This window comes from Micromonospora sp. URMC 107, from assembly GCF_051386315.1.
Taxonomy (GTDB): Bacteria; Actinomycetota; Actinomycetes; order Mycobacteriales; family Micromonosporaceae; genus Micromonospora.
Map to the genome: position 1 here is coordinate 51,180 of NZ_JBPQTK010000008.1, position 26,713 is coordinate 77,892.

The following is a 26,713-nucleotide window of genomic DNA, read 5'->3' on the forward strand; positions in this document are numbered from 1 at the left end:
GTGACCGCTCCCGCACCGGCACAAGGAGGACCCGTGCGTGACAGGCGTATCAGACGTACCCGCGGCGCGGTCGCCGCGATCGGCGTGTCGGCGACGGCGCTCGCCCTGGCCGCGACCATGGTCCCGACGGCCCACGCCGCCACCCTCTTCTCCGACGACTTCGGCGACGGCGACAGCGGCGGCTGGTCCAAGTCGGGTGGGACCTGGGCGGTGACCACCGACGGGTCGCCGGTGCTGCGCCAGTCGAACACCTACAGCGAGCTGGCCCGGGTGTTCGCCGGGCAGACGAGCTGGACCGACTACGAGGTGCAGGCCCGGGTCAAGCCGGCCTCGTACGGCTCCGGCGGTCTCGTCGGCATCGCCGCGCGGGCCAGCGGTTCCACGAAGATGTACCGGCTGTCGCTGCTGGCCGACGGCCGCGCCGAACTCCAGGCCGTCAACGGCAGCGCGATCACCGTGCTCGGCTCGGCGGGCGGCGTCGGCTCCACCGGCACGTGGCACACGCTGCGGATCGAGGCCGCCGGCAACACCGTGCGCGGCTTCGTCGACGGCGTGCGGGTCGGCGACGCCAGCGCCACCCTCAGCGGCGCCGGGCGGATCGCGCTGGTCACCGCCCACGCCGGCGCGAGCTTCGACGACGTGGTGGTCAGCTCCGGCGGCACCGGACCGACCACCCCGCCGAGCACCGCTCCCCCGACCACCGCTCCACCGACCACGCCGCCCCCGACCACCCCGCCGCCGGCCACCGGCACCCTCGTCGTGGCCACGAACGGCGACGACGCCAACCCGGGCACCCTGACCCAGCCGCTGCGGACCATCCAGCGCGCCCACGACCTCGTCCAGCCCGGTGGGACCATCGCCGTGCGCGGGGGCACCTACGCCCCGGCCAGCACCATCAAGATCCTCAAGGACGGCAGCCAGGCCCAGCCGATCACCCTCACCGCCCACCAGGGCGAGCGGGTGGTCATCGACGGCGAGAACATGCCGTACACCCCCGGGGCCGTGGGGTCCTCGATCCCCCGCGCGGACCGGGGCGCCCTGCACGTCGAGGGCGACTGGTGGCGGTTCGTCGGCCTGGAGATCGTCAACGGCCCGTACGGCATCTTCGGGGTGGACACCAACAACGGCCGCTACGAGCGCCTGGTCACCCGGGACAACTACGAGTCCGGCCTGCACCTGCAGGGCGCCTCGTCGGGCAACCACATCATCGACCTGGACAGCCACGGCAACCGCGACCCGCGCAAGAACGGCGAGAGCGCGGACGGCCTGGCGATCAAGGAGGGCTCCGGGACGGGCAACGTCGTCCGCGGCGCCCGGCTGTGGCGCAACGCCGACGACGGCTTCGACGCCTGGCTGTTCCTGTCACCCGTGCTCATCGAGGACAGCGTCGCCTACGACAACGGCTACAACTACTGGGGGCTGCCCGACTACACCGGCGACGGCAACGGCTTCAAGAACGGCGGCGGCACGGACCCGCGTCCGGCGGTCGCCCACGTCACCCGCAACAGCATGGCCTGGGGCAACTCGGCCGGCGGCTTCATCGACAACGGCAATCCCGGCGCGCTGGTCTTCGAGCGCAACACCGCGTGGGACAACGGCAGGGACGGCTTCAACGTCTCGCGCTCCACCTCGGTGCTCACCCGCAACCTCGCCGTCGGCAACACCACCGACGTGTCGCTCGGCGGCTCCACCGGCTCCGGCAACTCGTGGAACCTCGGCGGGACGTGGCCGCTGGTCAGCACGGACCCGAGCACGATCACCGGCCCCCGTACGGCGGACGGCGCCATCGCCACCTCCTCGTTCCTGCGCCCGGCCAACGGCGCGGACGTCGGCGCCCGGATCTGAGCCGCTGCGGCTCGGGTGGCCGGCGATGGGTCGCCGGCCACCCGACGGCGTCGCGGGACCAGCGCGTCGGGCGGTCGCCCGTCGGGGCCACCGTCCGGCGCCGCGCGCTGGCAGGATGACCGGATGGACCTCGACATCGGCGCCGGGCTGCTGCACCGGCTGACGTCCTACGAGCCGGGCCGCGAGTGGGACGTGCCCGTGGACGACCCACGCGTCCGCCACGACCTCGTCCCGAACGATCCCGGGACCCTGCCGCCGCCCATGAAGGACTACCCGGACGGTCCTGCCGTCCTCGACCTGCCGCGTGACCTGCCCGACCCGGGCGTCTCCGCGACCGCCGTGCTGGCCGGCGTGGCGTCCCCCGCACAGCCCCTCGACGCGGCGCAGCTCGGCCGCGTGCTCTTCCTCGGCGCCGGCGTCGTCCGCACCGCGGAGCGCAACGGCCGCCCCGTCCTCTACCGCGCCTCCGGCTCGGCGGGGGCGCGGTTCCCCCTGGAGGTCTACGCGAGCACCCGGGGCGTCGCGGGGGTGCCGGACGGCGTGCACTGGTACGACGCGCGGCGGCACGCGCTCGTCCAGGTGGCGCCCGCCGCCAGCGGCGCCGTCACGACGCTCGTGGTCACGGGTGTGCCGTGGCGGACGGGGTGGCGCTACGCCGAGCGCGGGTGGCGACACCTCTACTGGGACGCCGGCACGCTGCTGTCCCAACTGTCGGCGGCGGCCGCGAGCGCCGGCCTGTCGCCGCGGCTGCGGTCGCTCTTCCCGGACGCCACCGTGCGCGCGCTCGTCGGCGCGGACGGGGTGCACGAGTACCCGCTGGCCCTGCTCTCCCTCGGCGACGGAGAGCCGGCGATCGGGCCCACCGGGCCCGCCGTCCCCGGTGAGCTGCCGCCGGTCGAGCTGCCGCTGTGCACCACCGCCCAGCGCGCGGGCGAGCGGGACGCGCTCGGCGCGCCCTGGCCGCAGGCGGAGCCGCTGCCGGCGTTCCCGCCGTCCGACCCGTTCGACGAGGTCGTCCGCCGGCGCGGCTCGCAACGGCGGATGGACAGATCCCGCACGCTGCCGCGCGCCCTGCTCGAATGGCCACTGGCCGCGGCCCTGCGCGGCGTGCCGGTGCCGCACTGGGTCGCCGTGCACGGGGTCGACGGCGTGCCGCCCGGCCTCTACCGGTGGCCCGACCTGTCGACGCCGCTGCGCACGGGTGACCTCCGCGACGAGCTGCTCCGGGTCTGCCTGGACCAGGCGCTCGCCGGCGACGCGGCCTACGTCGTCGTCGCCGCCACGCCGCTGTCGACCCTCGACGACCGCGGCTACCGCGAGGCCCAGCTCGCCGCCGGGCTCGTCGAGGGCCGGCTGCATCTCGCGGCGTACGCCCTCGGCGCGGGCGCCTCCGGCATGACCTTCCTCGATGCGGCGGTCCCGGGGTTGCTGGGCGAGCCGGACGACCTCGCGGCGCTGCTCTTCACCTGCGTGGGCGTCCCGGAGTACCGCTCGCGCGCGGGCGGGCGACCGGGCGCCCCGGTCGAGGTCCGGCCGGTCATGCCCCGCCTCGGCGAATCCTGACGCGGCCCGCCCGACGGGGCCGACCGGCCGGAGGGTCGGGCCGCGCGGTCGCCGCCGATCATCCGATGACCACCACCCGCGCCCATGCGGGTGGTGAGGCCGGCACGTACCCGGGACCGTCCTCGTCCCACGTGCCGCGGCTCCGGTAACGGCGCGGGAACAGCCCGACCACGGTGCGGCAGGACGGCTGCGCGGCGGGCCAGGGCGTCTGCCCGTCGGTGAGGACCACGACGACGTCCGGGCGGGGCCGGGTCCGCAGCGCCCGGGCGAAGCCCGTACGCAGGTCCGTCCCTCCCCCGCCCACCAGCGGGATCTCCCCGGCGCGGCACAGCGGGTGCACGACCCGGGCCGCCGCGTCGCACGACAGCACGCTGACGAGGTCGCGCCGGCCGCCCACGGCGCGGGAGATCGCCGCGACCTCGAGCAGCGCGCTGCCCAGCTCGGCGTCGCTGACCGACCCGGAGGTGTCGACGACCACGCAGACCCGAGGGGGCCTGCGGCGCAGGCTCGGCAGGACGACGCCGGGCACCCCGGCGGAGCGCCGCGACGGCCGGCCGTACGTGTAGTCCTCGCCCGCGCCCGCACCGGAGGCCGCCGAGCGGATCGCCGCCCCCAGCAGGTCCCGCCACGGCTGGGGCGGGTGGAACGCCTCCTCCGCCCACCTCCGCCAGCCCTGCGGGACGTCCCCGGGGCGCCCGGTGATGCCCTGCGCCACCCGGAACCGCACCGCGTCGCGTTCCTGTGCGCTGAGGCCGTGCGCGCCGTCCGCCCCCAGGTCCCACTCCCGCTCCGCCCCGTCGGCGCCGCTGCCGCAGTCCAGCCAGACCAGCCCCTGCGTACGCGGCCCGAGCCGGAACTGTCGCAGGTAGTCCTCCATCAGCTTCCCCTCGGGCAGCCCCAGGCTCGCCGGGTCGACGACGCCGTCGGGTCGGGCCAACCCGTCGCCGAACACGTCGTCGTTGATCTCGCAGTCCGCGGCGATGTTCATCCGTAGCCGCTCCCCCGACCCGCTCAGCCCCCGTTCGCGCGCCACCCGGTCGCTGCGCCCGTGATGGTCGCGGAGCAGGTGTGAGACCTCGTGCACCCACACCCCGGCGAGCTCCCCCACCGGGGTCCGGTCCACGAACACCGGGGAGGCGTAGCACCGCCAGTGCCGGTCCACCGCCATCGTCGGCACCAGGCGCGACTCCACCACGTGCAGGGCGAACAGCGCCGACGCCAGGTAGGGCCGGGCCCGGACCGCGTGCAGCCGGGCGGCGAAGAGCTTCTCGCGGTCCAGCGTCCCCGTGCCCGGACTCACCGGCCGCTCCCCGCGGCGGTCGCGAGCCGGGCCTGGTCGGCCCGCCGGGACACCGACACCACCGCGGCGAGCCGCTCGATCGCCGCCGGCACGTCCCAGTCCTCGCGCCGCAGGGCGGCGAGCGTGCTCGCGGGAACGACCACCAGGTCCGGGGGCCCGGTCTCCAGCGCCCGGACCAGCAGCGCCCACGCCGCGTCCCAGCGGGACCGCTCCGGGCGGCCGCGGACGGCCTCCACCACGCCGTCCAGCACGGCCTGCCGCAGGTCGCCCCGCTCGGGCAGGACGGCGGCGGCCGGGTCGGCCAGCAGCGCCTCGGGGTCGGGGAGGTCCATCCGGTCCATGCTGGCGAGCAGCTCCAGCCCCGCACCGTCGCCCACCGTGCCCCGCACCAGCATCGAGAGCACCTCCCGGGAGGTACCCGCCGCGGTCGCGAAGGCGACCAGGCGCAGGGTCATCTCCCAGCTGCGGGGCGAGGGCCACGGGCCGCCGCGGCGGGCCTCGTTGCCGGGCAGCCGGTGCACGAGCGCCGGGCGGGCGGCCAACAGCCCGCACACCGCACGGCGGGCGAAGGCGACGGCCTCGGGCAACCGCTCCGGGTGCAGCCGGGGCAGTGCGGTCCGGGGCCAGGTCCCGCCCAGGCCGCGCAGCACGACCTCGTGGTCGTGGGTCCACTGAAGATGGACGAAGCGGTTGGCCAGGGGTGCGCTCAGCTCCCAGCCGTCGGCCGCCGAGGATCGCGGGTTCGCGGCGGCCACGATCCGGATGCCGGGCGGCAGCCGCAGCGCGCCCACCCGCCGTTCGAGCACGAGGCGGAGCAGGGCGGCCTGGACGGCCGGCGGTGCGGTGGACAGCTCGTCCAGGAACAGCAGCCCCCGCCCGGCCCGGACCAGGCGCACGGCCCAGTCCGGCGGGGCCATCGGGACGCCCTGCGCCGCGGGGTCGGCGCCCACGACCGGCAGCCCCGCGAAGTCGGACGGCTCGTGGACGCTGGCGACGACGGTCGTCAGCGGCAGGTCCAGCGCCTCGGCGAGCTGCGTGAGGGCGGCGGTCTTGCCGATCCCGGGCTCACCGCACAACAGCACGGGCAGGTCGGCGGCCACGGCCAGGGTCAGGGCCTCCAGCTGCGTGTCGGATCGGGGTTCGGTGGTGGTGTCGCCCAGCAGGGCGAGCAGCTCGGCGGCGACGGCGAGCTGTGAGTCGGTGGCGCGGTCGACGGGGCTGACGGTGGCAGGGGGCATGGTGATCACCTGTCGTTTCTCGTGCTGGGTGAGAGGAGAGTGGTGCGGGGGCCGGGGGCCCTCGGTCAGCGGGCGATGCCGTGGCGCGGGCGCGAGCGGCGGTCGCGGGTACGGCGACGCTCCGCGGTGGCGGGGCCGGGGCCGGACCCGGCCAGTCCCGCCCGGAACAGCCCGTACGTGACCCGCCGCAGCGCGGCCGTCTCGAGTTCGTCGCGCAGCGCGCCGTCGCGCAGCCGGGCGTCGGGCCCGAGCAGGGCCTCGACGACGGCGAGCGCGCCGACGGTGTCGCCGTGGTCCAGGCGGGCCTGGACCTCGGGGAGGCACTCCGGGTGCCGGTGCGCCTCGTCGATCGCCCGGAGGCAGGGCAGCGGGGTGCCGGTCAGCGCGGCCAGGAGTTCCTCCCGGCGGACCTCGGCCGGGTCGTGGTCCAGCGCGACGAGGGTCCCGTCGACCAGGCCGATGCGGTGCCAGGCTCCCCGGCAGCGCACGCGGCGCGGCTGTCCCGCCCGGTCCCGGGGCACGGTCCCCGGCGCACGGTCGGGGGCCAGCGCCGACGCGACCAGCGGATGCAGCCGGCCGGCCTCGATCAGCCCCCCGCGGAGCAGTTCCAGGTCGGGCGACACCCAGGTCGCGGCGTCGGGCAGCACCGGCGTGGGCTGGCGCGGGCCGGCGCGGCGTCGCGAGGGCGACGACGCGATCCGCGCCTCGGGCGGTGCGGTGCCGTCCCCGGCCGACGCCACCTCCAGGAGCAGGTGACGTCCCGCCCCGATCCGTACGGCGACCGTGCCACCGGCCCGCCCCTCGGCGCGGAGCAGGAGGGCCGCCTCGGCGGGCCACCTCCGCACCGCCCAACCCTCCCGCCGGCCGACCATCCCCAGTGGATCCGGCGCGGCGGCGGGACCGTCCCCGGGTGGCCGGTCCGCCCCGCACCGGATCCGCAGCTCACCGGCCCGCCGGGCGTCCCACAGGTGGCGGTGCAGGTCGAGGCGGAACCGGCGATCGGGGTGCGGATGCGGGTGGCGACGGGGGCCGGAACCGGACCGGGCCCCGTCCCACAGCGCCAGGCTGAACCGCTGACCGGCGTCCGCCCAGGCCGGTGGCGTCCGGGCCACCAGGTGCACCGCGTCGCCACGGCGTCCGTCCCGGCCGTAGCGGGCCAGGGCGATGGTCAGGCCGGGGCGCAGCAGCCCGTCGGGCGCGATCCTCGGCAGGTGCCAGCGCAGCAGGTCGGGTGCCAGATGGCGGAGGTCGGCGCGGAGCTGGTCGGCGAGTTCCCGGCCATGGGTGCGGGCCACGGAGCGCAGGTCGACGTCGGCGTCGACGCGAGCGGCGGCGCACGCCCCGGCCCAGTCGCCGACGGCCCGACGGGCGGTGGCAACCTCGATCATGGACGGCGGCACGGCGAACTCGCGCACGCGCGGCCAGAAGGACGAACGGAAGTCCGGGTTCCCAGGTCGAGAGCGCATCAGCACTCACCTTGCGAGAACCGGGCCCCCATTCTGGTGAGAGAAGAAGTCGTCATCGCCGGGGAGCATACCGCCGCGCGCACCGGCCCGCCAGGCCCCCCACCCGGCCCCGGCGGGGAGTCCGCCGCGGGCTCGGCACCGTCCGGAATGAAGGTTTCCGCCAACGCGCCGCACCATAACGGAAGCCATTTACATCGGCGCGCGTCGCGGTGTACGGTACCGCCACCCGTCGACTCTCATCGATGTTGACGAATATCTTGAGAGGTGCAGATGACTGCTCGGCTCGTCTCGCAACGCAGGCGTGGGCTGCTCAGCGCCGCGTTGGCCGCGACTGTGGTCCTGTCTGCCGGATCAGCCCTGGCCGCCGCGCCGGTGTCCGCCGCGCCGGACGGGGGCCCATCGGCGGCCGGCCGGTTGGCCACCGCCTTCGACACCGCCGCCGGCCGCTACGACGTCCCCCGCGACCTGCTCGTCGCCCTCGGCTACGCCGAGACCCGCCTGGACGGGCACGGCGGCGCCCCGAGCGCGGCGGGCGGCTACGGCATGATGCACCTCGTCAGCAACCCCAAGCTGCGCACCCTGGACGAGGCGGCCACGCTGACCGGGCTCAGCCGTGGCGCGCTGCGCGCCGACGCCACCGCGAACATCACCGGGGCGGCGGCCGTCCTGCGCTCCTACGCCGACCAGGCCGGCCTGGACGCGGCCGAGCGCGACGACGTCAACGAGTGGTACGCCCCGGTCGCCCGCTACGGCGGGGCGGCCAGCCCGTCGCTCGCCCGGCTCTACGCGGATGCCGTCTACGACCTGCTCACCACCGGCTTCGACACCGGCCATGCCGAGGTGGCGCGGGTCCCCGCCCGCCAGGTGGCGCCCAAGCGTGACCTGCCGGGCGGCGCGTCGGACGAGGCCGGGATCCTCAGCACCGACTACGGGCCCGCCGCGTGGGCGCCGGCGAGCACCAGCAACTACACCGTCGCGAACCGGCCCAGCAGCCACCCGGTCCGGTACGTCGTCATCCACGTGACGCAGGGCAGCTACGCCGGCTCGATCAGCTGGTTCCAGAACCCGGCCGCGAAGGCCAGCGCGCACTACACGTTCCGCTCCTCCGACGGGGCGGTCACCCAGTCGGTGCGGGAGAAGGACATCGCCTGGCACGCCGGCAACTGGACGTACAACACCCAGTCCATCGGCATCGAGCACGAGGGGTACGTCGACAACGCGGCCTGGTTCACCGACGCGATGTACCGGGCGTCCGCGACGCTCACCCGCAGCCTCGCCAACAAGTACGGCATCCCCAAGGACCGGGCGCACATCATCGGCCACAACGAGGTCCCCGGCGCCACCCACACCGACCCGGGCCCGAACTGGAACTGGGCCTACTACATGCAGCTGGTCAACCAGCAGACCGGCGTCGGCTCCGGCACGGTGAACACCGAGGGGGTGAGCCTCAACGTGCGCTCCGGGCCCGGCACCGGCTACAGCGTGGTGGGTTCCGTCGCCGACGGCGCGACCGTCAGCATCTACTGCCAGGCCGTCGGCACCACGGTGACCGGCCCCTACGGCACCTCCAACATCTGGGACCGGATCGGCACCAACCGGTACGTCGCGGACGCCTTCGTCCTGACCGGCCACGACGGCTTCATCCCCGGCGTGCCGCGCTGCTGACCACCTCAGCCGATCCCGTCCGTCCGCCGCGCCGGCGGACGGACGGGGTCGGCGTCAGCACCGCGCGACGGCCCTATCGCCGCCCGAGGGGAGGAAGGTCCGTGGCGGCACAGGCCTTCCGGTCAACGGCACAGTCCAGGCGGGCGATGCCGTCAGGCTTCCAGACGTACTGCACGGCGTAGTCGTCGGGCTTGCCGGCGAACCCGGTCATCCGCAACGGCGCGCGGTCGACCGGCGGGACGACCACCTCGTGCTGGTTCCCCCGGTAGCGCAGCTTCAGGTGCAGGCGCCAGGCGCACTCGCAGCGGGTGGTCCGGGCCGTGACGGTGCCCACCCAGACCTCGCCCCGGGCCAGCGTGACACGCTTGGCGGCGAAGTAGGGCTTACCGCTCCCGGCCGCCGCCGCCACGGGGATGGCGGCGTCGAGGTTCACCTCCATCGCGCCGTTCTCCGCGTCCCCCTGCGGGGGTATGGCAAACAGGGTGCCGGTCCGCACCGGCTCACGCGCCACGACCTCCACGGTCATGTCGACGACCGCGATGCCGGCGCTGCGTCGGCCCTCCAGGGTGAGCTTCGTCGGGGAGTGACCGGCCGCCACGAACCGGGAGTCCCGCAGCGGATCCGGAGGCTGCGCGGCGACCGCCCCGGCGGCAGCCAGGTAGACACCGCCTTCCGAGGGCCCGATCTCGGTGTCGACCCGGACCAGCGGCGCGCCGAGCACGTCCAGCACGCGATCGGAGACGTACGGGATCACACCGGGGACGACCGTGGCGATGGCGGTCGTCGCCACCAGCACGGCCAGGGCCTTGGTGCCCCGGGACAGCTGCGCCCAGCCCGTTGCCTTCTCGTCCTCGCCCGTCGGCTGGGTCGTGCTCTCGGGGGCTGCGGCTGGTCGGCTCGGGCGCCGGGTGCGACGGGTACCGGATCGCGATCTGGTCATCGTGGTCCCCGTTCCAGGGTGGGCGGCTCGGCCGCCGGCAGGTCCGGCTCGGTCGGTTGCTCCTGTTCCGGCGCCGTCGGCGGGTCCGAGGTGGCGGAGAGGGCCGCGGCCGCCGCCAGCAGGGCGGCCACGAGAACGTCGTTCGGCATGCCGGCCCCGGGCGCCGCGTCTCCGGTGGGCACGGGGCCAGCCGCGACCGACCGGCCGGCTCGGGACGGGCGAGTGGGCATGAGGGCGAGGCTGAGCGCGACGGCGACCATCGTCAGGATGCCGAGCCCGTGGCCGACACCCGGCGCAAGGGCGCCGTGGCCGGCCTGGTGAGCCGTCGGGTGCAGCGGTCGCCACAGCAACAGGTATCCCAGCATCAGGCCCACGGTGACCGCGACCGCCATCGTCAACCCGGTACGCCGCAACCAACGTGCCGCGCCGGGCGCGAGCAGCGCGAGCACGGTGAGCACCAGGCAGGCGACCAGGCCGGCGCGGTAGGCGGCGATCCACAACTGGACGTCGCCGCGGTCAGGGCCGAGCGGGTTCAGGTCGGTCGAGCCGTCCAGCGCCGGGACGAGCCGGTACCAGGGCGACACCACGGCGGCGACCGCTCCGACGACAGCGAGCACGACGCTGGCCGGGAAGGCGATTCCGCGCGCCCTCCGGAACATCCTGCCGGCGTCGGCCGAGAGGTCGAGAAGCTCGAGCTCCTGCCGCGACCGGCTGGAACCGCCCAGTCCGCACGCCACCAGGCCCAGGCCCACGGCGTAGAGCAGGCAGCCCGTCGACGGGAGTACGCCGCCCACGGTCACCCGCTCCGGCAGGTAGGTGGCCGGCTCTCGCACGAGGAGGGTCGTTCCCTTGACGAGGTGGACGGTCAGGAAGAGAGCAGTCACCGCCCCGGCGGCCGCGACCGTCGAGTAGGGAAACCAGAGGTATGACGACAGCCGGCCGACCGACCCGAAACTGAGCGCGACGCCGACTCCGACGACGATCAGCACGAGAGCCGCCATCGGCGCCGCGAAGGGATGGAGGTCGGAGAGCAGTGCGACGTATCCGGAGCCGCTTTTTGAAGCCGGCGTGACGGCTGCCCACGGCAGCGTGAGGCCGGCCAGCGCGAGCGCACCGCCGGTGGCCGCGAGGACCAGCCCGCCGACCCAGAGGGCGTCGACGCTGCCCGTCGCGGCCGGCCCGGGCCGGCCGGGACCGGCCTGGAGCGCTGCCGACAAGAGGCCGTCGGCGGCCCGGTCACTCATGCCCTCACCCCCCGACGGACGGCACCGGAACCGATCCTATCGACGGCGGCCGTCCGGTCGGCCCGCGCACCGGCCGACTCGGTGACCGGCGCCGTCCGAGGACGCGGGGGTGCGACGCGGTCAGTCCCACCTGTCCTGGTTGAGGAAGCGGGCGAAGCCGCGCCACGAGTTGGGCCCCATCACCCCGTCGATCGGGCCGGTGTAGCCGTGGCCGGAGGCGAGGCGCTGCACGGCGCGCCAGGTGTTCGGGCCGGGCTGACCGTCGATGGGGCCGGTGTAGCCGTAGGCCCGCATCGCCCGCTGGAGGGCGGCGTAGGTGTTCGGCCCGGGCACGCCGTCGATGGGACCGGTGTAGCCGGCGGTGAGCCGCAACCAGTTCTGCATCCGCTGGTAGCAGACGGTGCCGGGGATGCCGTCGTACTCGGTCTGGGTCTTGGGCAGGCCGCCGGGCGCGGGCTGTTGCCCGATGTAGGCCAGCGGGTCGATGCGTACGCCGGCCGGGTCGATCATGTGCCAGTGGACGTGCGGCCCGGTGGACGAGCCCGAGCCCGGCGCGCCGGCCGCGCCGCCGGAGAGACCGACGACGGTGCCGCTGGAGACGGCCGCGCCGTTGCCGAGCAGGAACTGCGACAGGTGCATGTACTGGCTGCGGTACCCGTCGGCGTGCTGGATGGTGACCGTGTGCCCGCCCGTGCCGTTGTACGGGATGTTCTGGACGGTGCCCGCGCCGCAGGCGGGCAGGCGGGTGCCGACCGGCATGCCGAAGTCGACCCCGCCGAGCGAACCCCGGTTCAGGTGGTCCTGCCAGGTGCCGGTGACGGGGTACGCGGCGAACGGGTGGTAGATCGTGGGCGCGGCGAAGGCGCGGCCGGGGACGGCCAGCCCGGCCAGGGCGCCCGCGCCGAGGGCGGCGCCGAGCAGGAGCGCGCGGCGGTCCACGCCGGCGACCGCCCGGCCGTCGCCACAGCATCCGGGTGGGTCGAGCTGGTCCATCACATGCTCCCTGCTGGTCGGGCCGCGCCGGTCGAGGCAGTGACAATACATAGCCAAGGGTGAATCTGTCGACCGCGTCGCCGACCGTGTGCCGGCGCCCCCCGCCGGATCGCTCAGCCGCCCGGGCAGCGGTTGTCACCGCCGCTGTGTTCCTGGCAGGTCGTCGGCGCCGGGACGGGCGCGGCCGGCGGCCTGAGCGTCCGGGCGGCGTCCGCGACCGCCGGCGTGAGCGCCGCCGCGAGCACGACGGCCAGGAACAGGTAGACCAGGGCGGTGCGGGGGTACCGGCAGCCGAACGCCACCAGCGCGATGACGGCCGGCCCGCCCACCGCCACCGCGGCGAGCAGCAGCAGCGCCCGGGCGGAGCGGCGCCCGATCTCCGCCGCCCGGCCGCCCCCGTTGGAGTGGTGGTCGGCCCACCCCTCCATGCCGAGGGTGAAACACCACCACAGCAACGCCAGGGAGGTCCCCACCCAGAGCACCGTCAGGAGCACGACGGCGTAGCGGGGTCGGGCGGCGGGGGTCGACGACGTCATGCCGTACAGCCTGGCCGAGCCGGAGCCGTGGGACGTGAGCCCGGGTACTCACCCGCGGCCGGCGGGCGTGGCCACGTCAGCGACGGGCCGGGCGGGGCGGTCCGCTCACCACCCGCGGCACTGGCCGGAGGCCGGGCCGCCGACCGTGTTGGCCACCCCGTCGTCCACCGGCGGCGGCTGGTTGCCCACGCACCGCAGCGGCCCGTCGATCCGGTTGCCGGAGACCACGACCGGCGTGTCGCCGGTGCGGCTGTCGACCACGCTGACCGGGCCGGTCACCCGCGTCCCGGCGATCAGGACCCGGCCGGTGACGCCGGTGACCGACAGCGGCCCGTCGACCCTGCTGGTCGTCAGCTCCAGCACCGTCGCCCCGGTGGCGGTCACCGGCCCGTCGACGCTGGCATCGAGCGCGATCAGGCCCGCGCCCTTCGCGACGTTGACCGGTCCGAACACCGTGGCACCCGGCGCGAGGCAGGTCACCCCACCGTTGACCGGCAGCGGACCCCGGTGCTCGCCGTTCACCACCTGGCCGCAGGTCTGGTCGGTGACCTGGAGCGTCACCGGCAGCGTCACCAGCGGGTTGGCGGGGTCGTCGCTGGTGACGCAGAGCTGGGCCCGGTAGGTACCGGCGGCCAGCCCGGTGCTGTCCAACGAGAGCGTCACCTCGGTGGACCGGCCGGCACCGGTGCCGGCCGACGTGCGGGACGCCGTCAGCCACGGCACCTCGTCGGGCGTCACGCACGGCTGCAGGTCGGGCAGCCGGACGTGGGTGATGAACCGGGCAGCACCCTTGTCGTTCTCGACCTCGACCAAGCGGCCGGAGCGGTCGATCTCGTGGACCCCCTTGGAGCTGGTGGTCAGGATGTTGCCGTTACCGAGCGGGTGGACGCCCTGGTATCCGCTTCCGCCGGGCGGCGTGTAGACGCCGATCAACTTTCCGTCGCGGTCCATCTCCCAGACTCCCGGGGTGGAGCCGCTGCCCCAGCTCGCCGCGAGCACGTTGCCGTTCGGCAGCTCCACGAGCTGGCCGGGCCAGCTCAGCCCCTGGAAGAAGCGGGCATTGGCGGCGGAGCCGTCCTTCTTGAAGCTGTGGATGGCGTCACTGTCGCTGGCCGAGACGAGCACGTCGTCGCCGCGGAACAGGATGCCCCACGGTCCCTTCAACCCGTCGGCCCCTGGCGCGACGAACGTACCCAGGAACTTCCCGTCGGCGTCGAACTCGACCACCGAGTTGGCGTTCGCCTGGGAGGCGACCGTCACCAGCACGGTGCCGCGCGGCGAGAGCGCGATGCCCCGGGTGTTGCCCATGACCGTCGGATCTCCCGCACCGCCGGCGGGGGCGAAGACGCGCCGGAAGCTGCCGTCCAGGCCGTGCTCGGTGACCACCGAGTTGACCTGGTCGGACATGAGGAAGCCGCTGCCGTCCGGCTTGGCGATGACCTGGAACGGCGTGTAGAGGTTGCTGGTCGGGTCGAACTTGAAGTGCGGGATGAACTGCGGGTCGATCTGCTTGCCGGTCTGCGGATCGAACGCCATCACCCCACGGGTCGCGCTGCCCGAGTTGGGGATCAGCAGGACACCGTCACGCAGGAGCTGGATCCGCTCGTCGCTCGGGCCGGCGTCCGGATCGTCCAGCCGCCAGTCCAGCATGCCGTGCCCGGCGTTGCGTACCGCGAACTTCTGGCTGGTGACCAGCCCGGCCGGCTGCCGCGCGGAGAGCGACTTCGGTGCCACCTCGATCTTCGGCACCGGCACCACCGTCAGTTCCAGCGCGATCGTCGTCGTCGGCTGGTCCTGGTCGTTGCTGGCCAGGCACAGGTCGGCCCGGAACACGCCACCGTCGTCCAGGCCGGTCGAGTCGAGCGTGATCTGGATGTCCTGGCTCTTGAACGCGCCAAGGGTGCCCTGCGCCGGGGTCACCTTGACCCAGGTCGGCCAGGCGCAGTCGGCGCCGTCGCCGGTCGCGCGCCAGGTGAGTTCGGCGCCGCCGGCGTTGCCCACCTTGACGGTGTGGCTCTCGCTCTGCGCGACGTCCATGCTGGAGCTCAGCTCGGTCTTGTCGACCGTCAGGTCCGGGGCCGCGGGAAGGACGGCGACCGGGAAGTGAGCCTGGGCGATCGGCTGCCCGTCCGGCGCGTGCCGGGCGTCGGTGGTCAGGTTGATCGCGCCGAAGAGCCAGTTCTTGCGGGCGGTCCCGGTGACGTCCACGGTGACGGTCAACTGCTGGCTGGCGCCGGGCGCCAGGGTGAACTGCGTCGGCGCAACCGTGATCCGCGCCCCGGTCGGGGCCTGCGGCGCCACCTGGTAGGTCGCGGCCACCTTGGCCACGCTGGACACCGTCCGGGTGAAGGTGCAGACCTTGAGGCAGTGGTGCTCGACGACGGCCGGCAGGTTCAGCGTCTGCGGGTCGCCACCGGCGTCAGGGTTGGCCGCGACGAAGTTCGCGGCGGTCTCGTCGAGCACGATGCCGGTCCGGGCGGCCTGGGCCAGGTTGATCCGGCCGGAACCGATGTCGAACGCGTCGGCCGGCGTGCGGCCGTCCTCCTTGACCAACCCGTCGCGGTCCGCGGTGACCGCCAGCGCGGACCGGATCCGCGTCGGCGACCAGTCGGGGTGGAGCGCCGCCAGCAGCGCGCCGGCGCCGGCGACGTGCGGCGACGACATGGACGTGCCCTGCATGAAGGCGTACGTGGCCGGGTTGTCCTTCGCCGCCATGGTGGCGGCGAGGATGTTGCGGCCCGGGGCCGCCACGGTGGGCGCGAGCATGTCGAACTTGCTGGGTCCGCGCGAGCTGAAGTCGGCCACGACGTCGGTCCAGTCGCCGTCGCGCAGCACCTCGCTGCCGGGGTCGACGCGCACGGTGACGGGGCCGTCGGTGGCCGCCGCGTGGTCGCGCAGCCGCTGCCCGTCGGCGAGGGAGACCATCACGGCGGGGATGGTGGTCCCGGCGAGCGCGCCCATCGTGATCGGCGGGCCGCTGTACTGGTTGTGCACGACCACGCCGGTCGCGCCGGCGGCGGTGGCGTTCTTGACCTTCACGGAGAAGTCGCAGCCGCCCCGGGGCAGCAGGGCGACCTTGCCGCTGAACGCCGCTGCCGGGAACGGAACGCAGGCCTGCACGTTGTTCGCGTCGACGGCGCCGGAGTACCGGATCTCACCCTCGATGGGCGGGTTCGGCGAGTTCTCCCCGGTGACGGCGGCGATGCCGGTGAGCGCCGCCGGGACGGGCGTCGGGCCCGTCACGTCGAGCCGGTGGGCGATGACCCGCTCGTGGCTGACCGCGGCCACGGACATGTTCCACGGCGCGGTCTTCGCGACGGTGCTGGCGCCTGGGCCGCTGTTGCCGGCGGAGGCGGCGACGAAGATGCCGGCCGAGTACGCCTCCAGGAACGCCTGGTCGACGAGGTCCTTCCACGGGTCGTCGCGACCGGAGATCGAGTAGTTGAGGACGTCCACGCCGTCGGCGATCGCCTGGTCCACGGCGGCGATCGTCGCCGAGGAGAGGCAACCGAGGGCCATGCAGACCTTGTAGGAGATGACGTTGGCCCGCGGCGCGACCCCGGAAACGGTGATCCTGTGCGTGCTGGTGCCGACTGTCATGGTCGCCTCGTGCCGGTTGCCGGCGGCGGTCGAGGCGGTGTGGCTGCCGTGGCCGTTGTCGTCCCGGGCGTCGGTGCCGACCATCGACCAGGCGCCGATCAGCTTGTCGTTGCAGATCGCCTTGTGCTGGGGATGGGTCGGGGCGCAGACGCCGGTGTACGTGCCCGCGCCGTACGGGTTGGTGTGCCGGTAGCCGTCGCCGTCCACGGCCGCGAACGACGGGTGCTCGGGGTTGATGCCCGAGTCGAGGATCCCCACGATGGCACCCTCGCCACGGGTGCCGACGTTCTCCGCCGTCCTGCCCTCCCACACCGCGGGCGACTGGATCAGCGCGTTGCTGGTGTCGGTCGTCAGCTCCAGGACCTCGTCGGGTACGACCGCGCTGACCCCCGGCAGGCCGGACAACTTCGCCGCCTCGTCCGCGCTGACCGCGACCGCCAGGCCGTTGACCACGTTGCGGTAGGTGTGGGCGACGCGCACGGAGCGCCCCAGGGCGGCCTCCATCTCGTCCACCAGGGTGTCCTGCCGCTGCGCCAGTTCCCCGGCGTAGCGGGTGCTCGCCGCGGACCGGGTGTCGACCCTGCCCGCGCGCGCCCTGGTGCCCCGCGTGGCGGCCACCAACGACGGCTTGTCCATCTTGACCAGCCAGAGCCCGCTCGCCGGCTGCGGCAGGCCGGCCGCCGGTCGGGGCGGCGCCTCGGGCGCCTGCCGGCTGGCCGGCAGCGGTGCGCGGGAGGGCGCCGCGGCGGCGGGCACGGGGGCGACGGCGAGCAGCATGGTGCTCGCCGCGGCCGCCGCGACCAGACGGGCCGGTGCCCGCCAACGGGAGGGGAACGTTCTTCGGGCAGGCTGTGCCACGGTGAGCTCCTAGGTCACTTCAGCGGCGCGATGAGGGGTCCCGCTGCCTCGCCAGAGCCGGGGAGTGCTCGGTGCGGCTGGGTGCGATCGTGTGAAACCTAGGTGATCACGAGGACCGAGGCAATGGTGTACGTCCATCCGTGCACCTCACCGGGGCCGCCGGCCGGTCGTGAGGAACACCCCCGCCCGGCTGTCCGCTGGCCGGTGTCGGCGTGGCGGGCGCGCCCTCCGATAGGGTCGGGCCGACTCAGTGACGTGGCAGGCCGAGAGTGACGAGCAGGTCTTCGTGCAGCTGGAACCAGACGACGTGGTAGGACGCGAGGTCGTCCGTCACGTACTCCGACGCGCCGGACGCCGCGCGGGTGAGGGCGTGGGTGAGGCGGGCTCGGTAGCGCTGGAAGCGCGGCAGCGCCACGGCCAGCCGCACGCAGACGACGTCCGCCCGCCGGTGGAACTCGGTGAGTCGGTCCAGGACCCGGCGGTCGTGAGCGGGATCGGCGTGGTCGTTGGCAATCGCGAGCCCGTCGACGGATCGCATCTGCCAGGCGGTGCAGAGATCGAGCAGCTCGGGGTTGAGCAGCAGAAAATCGTCGTACGCCGTGGCCACGGCGGCGCGGGCGCCGGCGGTGTCCAGCTCGACGGCGACGCGTTCGGCGTCCGCGGCCCGGCCCGCCCCGGTGAGACCCCATCCGCCGAGGTCGCCCGGAACACGCGTGACCAGGCCGGCGACCGCCAGATCGATCAGCTCCGACTCGACATCGGACTCGGACAGCCCGGTCGCCTCGGCCACCCGCCCGGGACTCGCGAACCCGATGCAGCGCAGGGTGTGCAGGACCAGCAGGTCCGTACTGGTCGGATGAGGCAGGCATGGCACCACGACAGGCTACCCGCATGACCTGGATCCACCCGCTGTCGGCGGAGGTCGGCGAGTCAGCCGACGTGCTCGGCGGCAAGGGACACGGCCTCGTCGTCCTGCGACGCCTCGGCCTTCCCGTACCGCCCGGGTTCGTCATCGGCACCGCGGCCTGCCGCGCCTTTCTCCGCGACGGGCGCCTGCCCGACGACCTCGAGGCCGAGTTGGCCTCCGCCGTCGCCGGTCTGGAGTCCGCCACCGGGCGACGCCTCGGCGGGCCGGACCGGCCGTTGGTGGTGTCGGTCCGCTCGGGCGGCGGTGCCCCCATGCCCGGCATGATGAGCACGACGCTGAACCTGGGCCTCACCACCGCGGCCACGGCGGGGCTGGCGGCCGAGACGGGCGACCCACGGTTCGCGCTCGACTCGCGCCTGCGGTTCCTGTCCAGCTTCGCCTGCACCGTGCTCGGGCTGAGCGCGGAACGGCTGGACGCGGTCGTACGCGAGGCGACCCGCCGCGCGGCCGGCGGTGCGCAGGCGCGTCTCGCCGCGGCGATCCGGGGCGTGGAGGCGCTCGTTCGCGAGCAGGCCGACGCGGCGGTCCCGGACGATGCGGCGCGGCAGTTGCGGATGGCCGTCCGGGCCGTCCTCTCGTCCTGGCACACGCCGCGCGCCACGACCTACCGCGACCTGCACGGCATACCGCACGATGCCGGCACGGCCGTCACCGTGCAGGCGATGGTGTTCGGCAACCGCGACGAGAACAGTGGCTCCGGCGTCGCGTTCAGTCGGAATCCCAGCACCGGTGAGCCGGTTCCCTTCGGCGAGGTGCTGTTCGGCCGCCAGGGCGACGACGTCGTCTCGGGGAGGTCGACGACCCGGCCGCTGCCGGACCTGGCCGAGCGGGAACCGGCGGTGTGGGCCGACCTCCTGGCGGCCATGACTCGGATCGAGGGGCACCACCGCGATGCCTGTGGGGTGGAGTTCACCTACGAGACAGGCCGGCTGTGGCTCCTCCAGGTGCGCCCCGGTGGCCTCGCCGGACGCGCCGCCGTTCGTGCCGCCGTCGACCTGGCCGACGAGACGGTGATCAGTCGCCGCGAGGCCGTGCTCCGGGTGTCCCCGCAGCATCTCCACCACGCTCGCGCGCCCCGGATCGATCCGACGGACGGGATCGACGTGGTCGTCCGTGGGCTGGGCGCCTGTCCGGGCGTCGCGGTCGGCAGGGTGGTGACCACCTCCGACCGGGCGGTCCGGATGGCTGGCGGCGGCCCGGTCATCCTGGTCCGTCCCCACACGTCCCCGCTGGACATGCACGGCCTCGCCGCCGCCGCGGGAATCGTCACCGCCCGCGGCGGCCCGGCCAGTCACGCCGCGGTGGTGGCGCGGGCGATGGGCAAACCGGCGGTCGTGGGAGCCACCGGTCTCACGGTCGACGTCGCCGGCGCCTGCGTGCGCGCCGGCGGACGGACCTTCCCGGAAGGCACGCTCGTCACCGTCGACGGGGCCGGCGGAGAGGTCGTCGTCGGCAGCCCTCGTGTCGTCACGGCCCCGGACGCCCACCTGCACCGCCTGCTCGAATGGGCCGACGAGTGCTCGGGGGACGACTCGGACCGCGACGACACGCAGCGCCTGGCGGCGGCCCATGCCGCCCTTCGGCACGCCTGACCCCGGTTCCGGCGCGACCGGTCCGCCGGCGGCTCCTGACGGCGGGGTCGGTCGGCACCGGAGACTTCCTGGCGGCACCCGCCTCCCTCATGCGACGGTCCGCGCTCCTAGTGAGGGCTCGGCTGTCGGGCCACCTGGTCGCCGCGGCCGACGCCGGCCTCGAGCTCTCTCATTCTGAAGCGGAAGTCCACCAGGTCACTGTCGTGGAACCGCCAGAAGAACCAGGACGGCATCCGTGGCTGCTGCCGTCGGATGTGGAACAGCACGTCCTGGATCTGCCGGGCGAACCCGACGAACTCCGGCCCGGACACCGCCGGCGGGGAGCCCGCGTCCGCGCTGACGGCCCGCAGCAGGCCGAGGACGCGGGTGCGCTCGTCGGTGTTCGACATCTGCGCCCGGTAGGTGTCCACGCACAGCAGCAGCAGGCCCAGCGACGGGATCAGCCACCCGCTGATCAGCTGGACGACCGTGCTGCCCTCGGCGATGGCCAGCAGGACTCCGACCGCGCACCAGAGCACCACCACGGCGATCATGAGGTGGGCGAACCGGCGACGCACGCGCGAGCCCCAGGCGAGGTTCTGCTCCAGACAGAACAGGACGTCGAGGGGAGCGGGAAGCGCCGCGACGAGGTAGTAGTCGCGTAGTCGTTCCTCCCGGCCGCGGAACCGGCGGCTCAGCCGACTCACCTCGTCCTCGGACAGCCGGTCGCCGACCGCCACCTGGTTCCACGGCAGGTCGAACAGCCGGACGTCGAACATCTCCTGGAGGGTGGCGCTCGTCCGCAGGTGCCGGCCCGCCCACGGGACGATCGCCGTCGCGTAGACCACCGCCCATGCCGCGCCGACGAGCGCCACCGGCGCGGCGGCGGCCGGGAACGCCACGGTCAGCAGGCCCAGGGCGGCGACCACCGCCGAGAGCACGAGGCTCAGCGCCTGCGCGTGCTGGGTGCTCCGGTGGACCACCGCGATGGCGCGGAGCAGGGTCAGGGACGGCTCGTCGTTCTGCCGTCGCGCGATCGGCCGAGAGACCGACACCTGCCCTCCCCGGAGCCCGACACCGCCTGCGATCTCCGAACCGGCGCGCCGGCGCCGGCCGACGACGAGCCGGGCTCGACGAGCCCCGCACCCATCGCGACCGTCACGGTACCGTCTGTGCGCAAGGGTTGTACATCATCGCCCTGCGCCGCCGTCGTCGTCCGCGCGGTCGCCGCGTCCGTCGCCCGCGCGCTCAGCCGACGGGCTTCCGGCGCGTCCTCATTGCCGCGTCAGGTCGGCCAGCCAGCGGTCCAGGGCCGCCGGGGAGCGGAACAGCAGCACCGGCGGGCCGGCCGGGTCGGCCTGCCAGGCGCGCATTCGCCGCCGGGCCCGGCCGAACGCGGTGACGTGCCACACCAGGATCGAGTCCCGGGACAGCACGCTGCCCAGCGACTCGCGGTTGCCGTTGCAGATCTCCTCGCCGCTCAGCAGCCGGCGCACGGTGCGCCGCAGCAGCCGCCAGAAGGAGAGCCAGCGCGGGTAGTCCAGGCCGACGACCAGGTCGGCGCGGGCCAGCACCACGTCCCGCCACCCGTGGTACGCCCCGTCCAGGATCCAGCGGTCGCGCCGGCAGATCGCCTCGATCCGGCTGCGCTGCTCCGCGACCGGCACCTCGACCCAGCCGGGCCGCCACAGCAGGTCGTCGACCGGATACCACGGCAGCCCGAGCCGCTCGGCCAGCCGTGCCGCCAGGGTGGACTTGCCGGCGCCGTAGACCGCGTAGACGAGGATGCGGGCCGGTGCGGTCATCGCGGCAGCGTACGCCGTCGGTTGGTCGGGGGCGCGGCGCGATCCCGCCGCGCGCCCGGTCGTCCGCCGCGACCCACCGGCACGTGGCCGCACGGCGGGCCGCGGCCGGACAGTGGGACCCGGGCCATACACTCACCCCCTGGTCACGCGGCTGGACGCGGTCGACGTCGAGGACCGGCGAGCCACCGGAGCGGGGGCGGCCGAGGGGCCGGTCACCGGCGCCCCGGTCGGCCAGGAGGGGTGGCCGGTTCGCGGACCGGCACCGGTGCGCCAGAGGGGCGGGCCGGCATCGAAGGGACTGCTGGTGGGGCGACGAGGCAACGGGACCCGGCGGCTACGGGTCGCGGCGGGGGCGGTCGTCGTCCTGGCGGCCACGACGGCCCCCGGTGCGGCCGCGGCCGATCCGTCACCCGCTCCGGTCCCCGGGACGCCGGTGTGCGAGGTGCGTGGTGGCCGGCTGAGCGAGATCTCCGGGATGGCCGCCACGGACGGCGGGTTCGTCATGGTCAACGACGGGGCGGACGACGAGGCCCGCCGCCGGATCTTCTTCCTGGACGACCGGTGCGCCGTCGTGCGGACGGTGTCCTATCCGTCCCGTCCGCGCGACACCGAGGATCTCGCCGTCGGCACGGACGGCACGGTCTGGGTGGCGGACATCGGGGACAACGACCGCTCCCGGCAGACGATCGCGGTGTGGAAGCTCCCGCCGGGTGCGGACCGGCCGGTGTTGTACCGCATGGCGTACCCGGACGGCCCGCACGACGCCGAGGCCCTGCTCGTGACCGGCGACGACCGCCCGGTGGTGGTGACCAAGTACTCGGCCAACCTCTACGCCCCGAGCGCGGCCCTGCGCCCCGGCACGACGGCGCCGCTGGTGAAGGTGGGGCAGGTCCGGCTGCCCGCCTCCACCACGAGCAACCCGTTCGGGGCGCTCGGCCGGACGGCGGTCACCGGCGGCGCCACCGCACCGGACGGCCGCAGGGTGGTCCTGCGCACCTACGCCGACGCGTACGAGTTCGACGTCGCCGACGGCGACGTGGTGGCCGCGCTGACCGGCGGGACCCCCCGGGTCGTCGCGCTGCCCGATGAGCCGCAGGGCGAGTCGGTCACCTACGACCGCGACGGGCGGTCCCTGCTCACCGTCTCCGAGACCGCCGGCCGGCCGCCGGGAACGATGCCCGGGATCCTGCGCTACCCGCTGCCGGCGGCCGGCCCGTCCCCCGCGCCGACCGCCACGCCCGGTCCGACGACCCCCGCCGTCGCCGGCGCCGGGGCCGCCCGCTCCGGCGGCGGGACCTACCTGGTGGCGGCCGGAGCACTAGGACTGGCTCTGGTCGCCGTGGGGCTGGTCGCGCTGGCCCGGGCACGGCGCGCCAGGTCGCGCCGGCCGTCCCGGCTGCCGAGGACGCGCGCCGGGTCAGGCGCCGTCCCCAGGTGACGGGCCCGCGGCGTGGAGTCCGGTGAGCAGGGCGGCCAGCAGGTCGCTGCGCGCACCGATGCCGGCGGCCGAGACCCACTCCTGCCGGGCGTGCGCGCCTCCACCGGGCGGGGCGAGCCCGTCGATGGTGGGACGGCCGAGCGCACCCGTCGTGTTGGTGTCGGCGGCGCCGTCCGCCGGGCGGCCGGCGAGGCGCTGACCGAGGCCGGCGGCGATGCCCACGACACGGTCGAGCAGGTCCGCCCCCGCCTCGTCCGGCCGCCAGGTGGGCCGGTGCGAGAGCAGCCGGGTGGCCAGCCGGGCGCGATCGCGCACCGGTCGCAGCGACTTCAGGCCGGTGAGGACGGCGTCCTCGTTCTCGGGGTCGGTGAAGCGCAGCCCGAGGTCGGCGTGGGCCTCGCCGGCGACCACGTTGGTACGCCCTCCGCCCGCGACGGTGCCGGCGTTGAGCAGGACCGGCCGGTCCGCGACGAGTGCGCGGACCCGCACGAGCTGGTCGACGAGCTCGTCGATGGCGTTGACGCCGGCGTCGGGGTCGAGCGCGGCGTGTGCCTCGACCCCGGTGACCTCGATGCGGACCCGGGTGCTGCCGCGCCGGCCGGTCTTGAGGTCGCCGCCGGGATGCGGCGGTTCCAGGCCGAGCACCGCGCGGGCCCGCGCCGCCTCGGCCCGGACCAGCCCGGTGGCGGTGGGCGAGCCGGTCTCCTCGTCGGCGACGACGACGACCCTGATCTCGGGGTGCGGGGCGCCCTGCCGGGCGACGCGGGCCGCCGCCGCGAGCAGTGCGACGATCCCGGCCTTGGTGTCGTACACCCCCGGGCCACGAACGGTGTCCCCCTCGACGGACCAGGGCATGGTGGACAGCGTGCCGACCGGCCAGACGGTGTCGTAGTGGGTCAGCAGCAGCACCGGGTCGCCCGGGACCCCCCGCGCCGGAAGGGTCCAGACCAGATGGTCGCCGCCGGGGTGCGACTCCCGGGCGGTGTCGAAGCCGGCGTGCGCGGCGTCCGCGTCGAGCACGTCGGCCAGCGCGGCCAGCGCCCGGCGGTCACCGGTCGGTGACTCGTGCAGCGTGTAGCGGTGCAGCGCGGCGAGCGCGTCATTGAGATCCGGCGATGAGTACGACACATACGGACACTATGTTCGACTCGACACCTTGTCAACGAGCGATTCGTGCGGCAGCATGAGCGACATACGATCGCTATCTTGTTGAGGGGTGAGGTCGATGGTCGGTGGCACCCGCAGGATCGTGGCCCGTGACCTCGCCGGGCTCGCCGAGTGGACGGCGGCATCGGCGCTCTACCGGAGCGTCTTCGGTTACGAGGGCCCCGAGCACGCCGTCAGCCCCCGCCTCCTGGCCGCGCTGCGCGAGAACGCCGGGACCGCGGTCGGCGCGTTCGACGAGGACGGCTTGCTCGTCGGCTTCTGCTACGGCTTCACCGGCGTCGAGCACGGCGAGCTCTACCACTACTCGCAGGCCGCGGTCGTCGACGCGCGGGCGCAGGGGCGCGGCGTCGGCCGCCTGCTCAAGCACGCCCAGGCCGACGCCCCACGCCGCGCGGGCGCGCACACGATGCGGTGGACCTTCGACCCGTACGCGCTGCGCAACGCCCACTTCAACCTGAACGTGCTGGGCGCCGTCGGGATCCGGTTCCTGCCCGACTTCTACGACGACGGCGGCAGCGACCGGGTCCTGGTCCGGTGGGACCTCGACCGGGCCGGGGGCGCCACCCCGGCGCCCGCGCCCGGGCACGCGGCCGTGGACTCGCCCGCCGACGACCGTACCGCCGCGTCGGGGCCCGACGACCGCGCGCGGCTGCGCCGGGAGCTGGCCGGCCGGTTCGCCGCGGGCGGGCGGCTCGTCGGCGTCACGCGGCGGGCGGACACCCCCGGCCGCGTCAGCTACCTGTTCGAACGGGACGAGGCATGACCACGACGAGATCGACGCCCGCGGAGCGCTTCGACCGCAACGTGCAGCGCAGGTCGGCGCAGGTGCTCAAGCAGCGGGTCCTGGAGCAGCAACGCGCCGAGTTCGCCAGGGCGCTGGCGTGGGCCGCCGAGCAGGACGCGATCGAACGGGCCGCGGCGCTCATCGTGTCGGCCCGACGCCGGTACCTGCTCGGCCACGGCAAGTCGCTCGGTTACGCGTCCCTGCTCGCCGCCGACCTCAGTGCCGGGCTCTCCGGCGTCCACCTCGTCGACGGCGCGGCGCTGCGCTCCCTCGACGTGCTCAGCGACATCCGGCAGGGCGACCTGCTCGTGGCCGTCTGCATGGCGCGCTACCGGCGCGAGACCATCGACGTCGCCTCCGCGTACGTCCGCCACGGCGGCCGGCTGGTCCTCGTCACCGACGCCGAGGACGCGCCGTTGGCCGACAGCGCCGCCGCCCGCATCGTCATCGGCACCGACAGCGCCTCGTACGCCAACTCCCCCACCTCGGTGGTGCTCGCGCTGCACCTGCTCGCCACCCTGACCATCGCCAGCTCGAAGGGGGCCGGGCGCCGCCTGCGCGAGCGCGACGCCCTCGCCGCCGAACTCGGCCTCTACGCGGAGCAGCCGTGACCGGCCGGAGGCGGATCGAGGTGGTGGAGCTGCGCCGGGTCCGCCTGCCGCTCGTGCGCCGGTTCCAGACCAGCTCCCACGCCAAGCGCGAACTGGAGCACGTCCTGGTCACGCTCACCGACACCGACGGCGCCGTGGGGTGGGGCGAGATCGCGTCGCCGAGCGGCCCGTTCTACGGCGCCGAGACCGTCGAGAGTTGCTGGGCCGTCGCCCGGGACTACCTCGCGCCGCTGGTCCTGCGGACCGCCTGGGAGCACCCGACGGACCTGGCCGCGGCGCTCGGCAGGGTCCGGGGCAACCACTTCGCCCGCGCCGGGTTCGACGTCGCCGCCTGGGCACTGTGGTCGGCCGCCGAGGGCACCTCCCTCGCGCACGCGCTGGGCGGCACGCGCGGCAGCGTCGAGGCGGGCGTCTCCCTGGGCATCGAGCCCACCGTGGACGACCTCCTCGCGCAGGTGCGGCTGCGGGTCGACGAGGGCTACCGCAGGATCAAACTCAAGATCGCGCCCGGCTGGGACGTCGAACCGGTGCGGGCCGTCCGCGCGGCACACCCGGACGTGCCGCTGCACGTCGACGCCAACGGCGCCTACCAGGACGTCCCCGAGCACCGGGCGGTCCTGGCGGAACTCGACGGCCTGGGCCTGCTGATGATCGAGCAGCCGTTCGCCCCCCGGGCCCTCGTCGCGCACGCCGCCCTCCAGGCCCGCATCGACACCCCCGTCTGCCTCGACGAGTCGGTGGAGGAGGTGGACGACCTCGTCACCGCGCTCCGCCTGGGCGCCGTACGCGTCCTCAACGTCAAGGTCTCGCGGATGGGTGGGCTGACCCACGCCGTCCGGGCGCACGACCTCGCACGCGAGCACGGCGTCCCGGTCTGGTGCGGCGGCATGCACGAGTTCGGGATCGGCCGGGCCGCCAACGTCGCGCTGAGCGCACTCGCCGGCTTCACGCTCCCCTCGGACGTCTCCGGCTCCGACAAGTACTACGCCCGCGACGTCACCACCCGCCCGATCGTGAGCACCGACGGGCTCGTCGGGGTGCCCGCCGTGCCCGGGCTCGGGTGGGACGCCGACCTGACGTACATCGGGGAGAGGACCACCGACCGGCTCGTGCTGCGCGCGGACGGCGCGGCGTGACGGTCCCGGCGCGACCGCCGTCCGG

General features: G+C 74.9%; 20 protein-coding genes. 8 read left to right on the forward strand and 12 right to left on the reverse strand.

The genetic code is table 11. The features are described from left to right. Positions 1–33 precede the first annotated feature (33 nt). Both ACSNN9_RS03195 and ACSNN9_RS03200 read left to right on the forward strand, forming a co-directional pair. Entirely contained in the window at positions 34–1,845 is a 1,812-nt protein-coding gene (locus tag ACSNN9_RS03195) for a right-handed parallel beta-helix repeat-containing protein (protein WP_436671110.1), read from the forward strand. Between the two features lie 123 nt (positions 1,846–1,968). Then, on the forward strand, positions 1,969–3,408 hold the full coding sequence (locus ACSNN9_RS03200) for a hypothetical protein (protein ID WP_436671112.1): 1,440 nt from the start codon (positions 1,969–1,971) through the stop codon (positions 3,406–3,408). Positions 3,409–3,466: 58 nt separating this feature from the next. Here the strand turns inward: ACSNN9_RS03200 and ACSNN9_RS03205 are convergent, their stop codons facing one another. From ACSNN9_RS03205 to ACSNN9_RS03215, 3 genes are all read right to left on the reverse strand, one after another. Then, positions 3,467–4,708, reverse strand: coding sequence for a vWA domain-containing protein (locus tag ACSNN9_RS03205; protein ID WP_436671113.1), 1,242 nt, complete (start codon positions 4,706–4,708; stop codon positions 3,467–3,469). Then, on the reverse strand, positions 4,705–5,946 hold the full coding sequence (locus tag ACSNN9_RS03210) for an AAA family ATPase (protein WP_436671114.1): 1,242 nt from the start codon (positions 5,944–5,946) through the stop codon (positions 4,705–4,707). Before ACSNN9_RS03210 ends, ACSNN9_RS03205 begins: the two co-directional genes overlap by 4 nt. A gap of 65 nt (positions 5,947–6,011) precedes the next feature. Further along, positions 6,012–7,412: a hypothetical protein gene (locus ACSNN9_RS03215; RefSeq protein ID WP_436671115.1), complete on the reverse strand. Its 1,401-nt coding sequence runs from the start codon at positions 7,410–7,412 to the stop codon at positions 6,012–6,014. A 270-nt stretch (positions 7,413–7,682) separates the two neighbouring features. Here ACSNN9_RS03215 and ACSNN9_RS03220 point away from each other — a divergent pair, with 270 nt between their 5' ends. Next, positions 7,683–9,077, forward strand: coding sequence for an N-acetylmuramoyl-L-alanine amidase (locus ACSNN9_RS03220; protein ID WP_436671117.1), 1,395 nt, complete (start codon positions 7,683–7,685; stop codon positions 9,075–9,077). A 73-nt stretch (positions 9,078–9,150) separates the two neighbouring features. Here the strand turns inward: ACSNN9_RS03220 and ACSNN9_RS03225 are convergent, their stop codons facing one another. From ACSNN9_RS03225 to ACSNN9_RS03250, 6 genes are all read right to left on the reverse strand, one after another. After that, the gene (locus ACSNN9_RS03225; protein WP_436671118.1) at positions 9,151–10,017 is read right to left on the reverse strand and encodes a hypothetical protein; all 867 of its coding nucleotides are present in this window, start codon (positions 10,015–10,017) and stop codon (positions 9,151–9,153) included. Next, positions 10,014–11,261 (reverse strand): hypothetical protein, encoded by a 1,248-nt coding sequence (locus ACSNN9_RS03230; protein ID WP_436671120.1) that lies wholly within the window; start codon positions 11,259–11,261, stop codon positions 10,014–10,016. Before ACSNN9_RS03230 ends, ACSNN9_RS03225 begins: the two co-directional genes overlap by 4 nt. Before the next feature lie 120 nt (positions 11,262–11,381). Beyond that, positions 11,382–12,254 carry a peptidoglycan DD-metalloendopeptidase family protein gene (locus tag ACSNN9_RS03235; protein WP_436671122.1) on the reverse strand — a complete coding sequence of 291 codons (873 nt, stop codon included), beginning with the start codon at positions 12,252–12,254 and terminating at the stop codon, positions 11,382–11,384. Positions 12,255–12,367: 113 nt separating this feature from the next. Then, positions 12,368–12,790 (reverse strand): hypothetical protein, encoded by a 423-nt coding sequence (locus tag ACSNN9_RS03240; RefSeq protein WP_436671123.1) that lies wholly within the window; start codon positions 12,788–12,790, stop codon positions 12,368–12,370. Positions 12,791–12,895: 105 nt separating this feature from the next. Then, positions 12,896–17,248 (reverse strand): S8 family serine peptidase, encoded by a 4,353-nt coding sequence (locus ACSNN9_RS03245; RefSeq protein ID WP_436671125.1) that lies wholly within the window; start codon positions 17,246–17,248, stop codon positions 12,896–12,898. Positions 17,249–17,495: 247 nt separating this feature from the next. Beyond that, positions 17,496–18,122 (reverse strand): transcriptional regulator, encoded by a 627-nt coding sequence (locus tag ACSNN9_RS03250; RefSeq protein ID WP_436671126.1) that lies wholly within the window; start codon positions 18,120–18,122, stop codon positions 17,496–17,498. A gap of 17 nt (positions 18,123–18,139) precedes the next feature. Here ACSNN9_RS03250 and ACSNN9_RS03255 point away from each other — a divergent pair, with 17 nt between their 5' ends. Beyond that, positions 18,140–19,768, forward strand: coding sequence for a pyruvate, phosphate dikinase (locus ACSNN9_RS03255; RefSeq protein WP_436671127.1), 1,629 nt, complete (start codon positions 18,140–18,142; stop codon positions 19,766–19,768). A 107-nt stretch (positions 19,769–19,875) separates the two neighbouring features. Here ACSNN9_RS03255 and ACSNN9_RS03260 read toward each other — a convergent pair whose 3' ends face one another. Together ACSNN9_RS03260 and ACSNN9_RS03265 are read right to left on the reverse strand one after the other, a co-directional pair. Beyond that, complete coding sequence (locus ACSNN9_RS03260) at positions 19,876–20,802, reverse strand: S-4TM family putative pore-forming effector (protein ID WP_436671128.1); 927 nt, start codon at positions 20,800–20,802, stop codon at positions 19,876–19,878. Positions 20,803–21,021: 219 nt separating this feature from the next. Continuing rightward, the gene (locus tag ACSNN9_RS03265; RefSeq protein ID WP_436671130.1) at positions 21,022–21,552 is read right to left on the reverse strand and encodes an adenylate kinase; all 531 of its coding nucleotides are present in this window, start codon (positions 21,550–21,552) and stop codon (positions 21,022–21,024) included. Positions 21,553–21,994: 442 nt separating this feature from the next. Here ACSNN9_RS03265 and ACSNN9_RS03270 point away from each other — a divergent pair, with 442 nt between their 5' ends. Continuing rightward, positions 21,995–22,990 carry a hypothetical protein gene (locus ACSNN9_RS03270; protein WP_436671132.1) on the forward strand — a complete coding sequence of 332 codons (996 nt, stop codon included), beginning with the start codon at positions 21,995–21,997 and terminating at the stop codon, positions 22,988–22,990. Here the strand turns inward: ACSNN9_RS03270 and ACSNN9_RS03275 are convergent. Then, positions 22,970–24,118: a M20/M25/M40 family metallo-hydrolase gene (locus tag ACSNN9_RS03275; protein ID WP_436671133.1), complete on the reverse strand. Its 1,149-nt coding sequence runs from the start codon at positions 24,116–24,118 to the stop codon at positions 22,970–22,972. The two genes, ACSNN9_RS03270 and ACSNN9_RS03275, sit on opposite strands and share 21 nt — an antisense overlap. Before the next feature lie 97 nt (positions 24,119–24,215). On the opposite strand from ACSNN9_RS03275, the gene ACSNN9_RS03280 reads away from it, so the two are divergent. Genes ACSNN9_RS03280 through menC form a run of 3 tightly spaced genes read left to right on the forward strand, consistent with a single transcriptional unit; the run spans position 24,216 to position 26,688 of the window. Next, the gene (locus tag ACSNN9_RS03280) at positions 24,216–24,920 is read left to right on the forward strand and encodes a GNAT family N-acetyltransferase (RefSeq protein WP_436671134.1); all 705 of its coding nucleotides are present in this window, start codon (positions 24,216–24,218) and stop codon (positions 24,918–24,920) included. After that, positions 24,917–25,552 carry a MurR/RpiR family transcriptional regulator gene (locus tag ACSNN9_RS03285; RefSeq protein ID WP_436671135.1) on the forward strand — a complete coding sequence of 212 codons (636 nt, stop codon included), beginning with the start codon at positions 24,917–24,919 and terminating at the stop codon, positions 25,550–25,552. Before ACSNN9_RS03280 ends, ACSNN9_RS03285 begins: the two co-directional genes overlap by 4 nt. Further along, positions 25,549–26,688, forward strand: a complete 1,140-nt coding sequence (gene menC / locus ACSNN9_RS03290) for an o-succinylbenzoate synthase (RefSeq protein WP_436671136.1) — start codon at positions 25,549–25,551, stop codon at positions 26,686–26,688. Before ACSNN9_RS03285 ends, menC begins: the two co-directional genes overlap by 4 nt. The last annotated feature ends 25 nt before the right edge of the window (positions 26,689–26,713 follow it).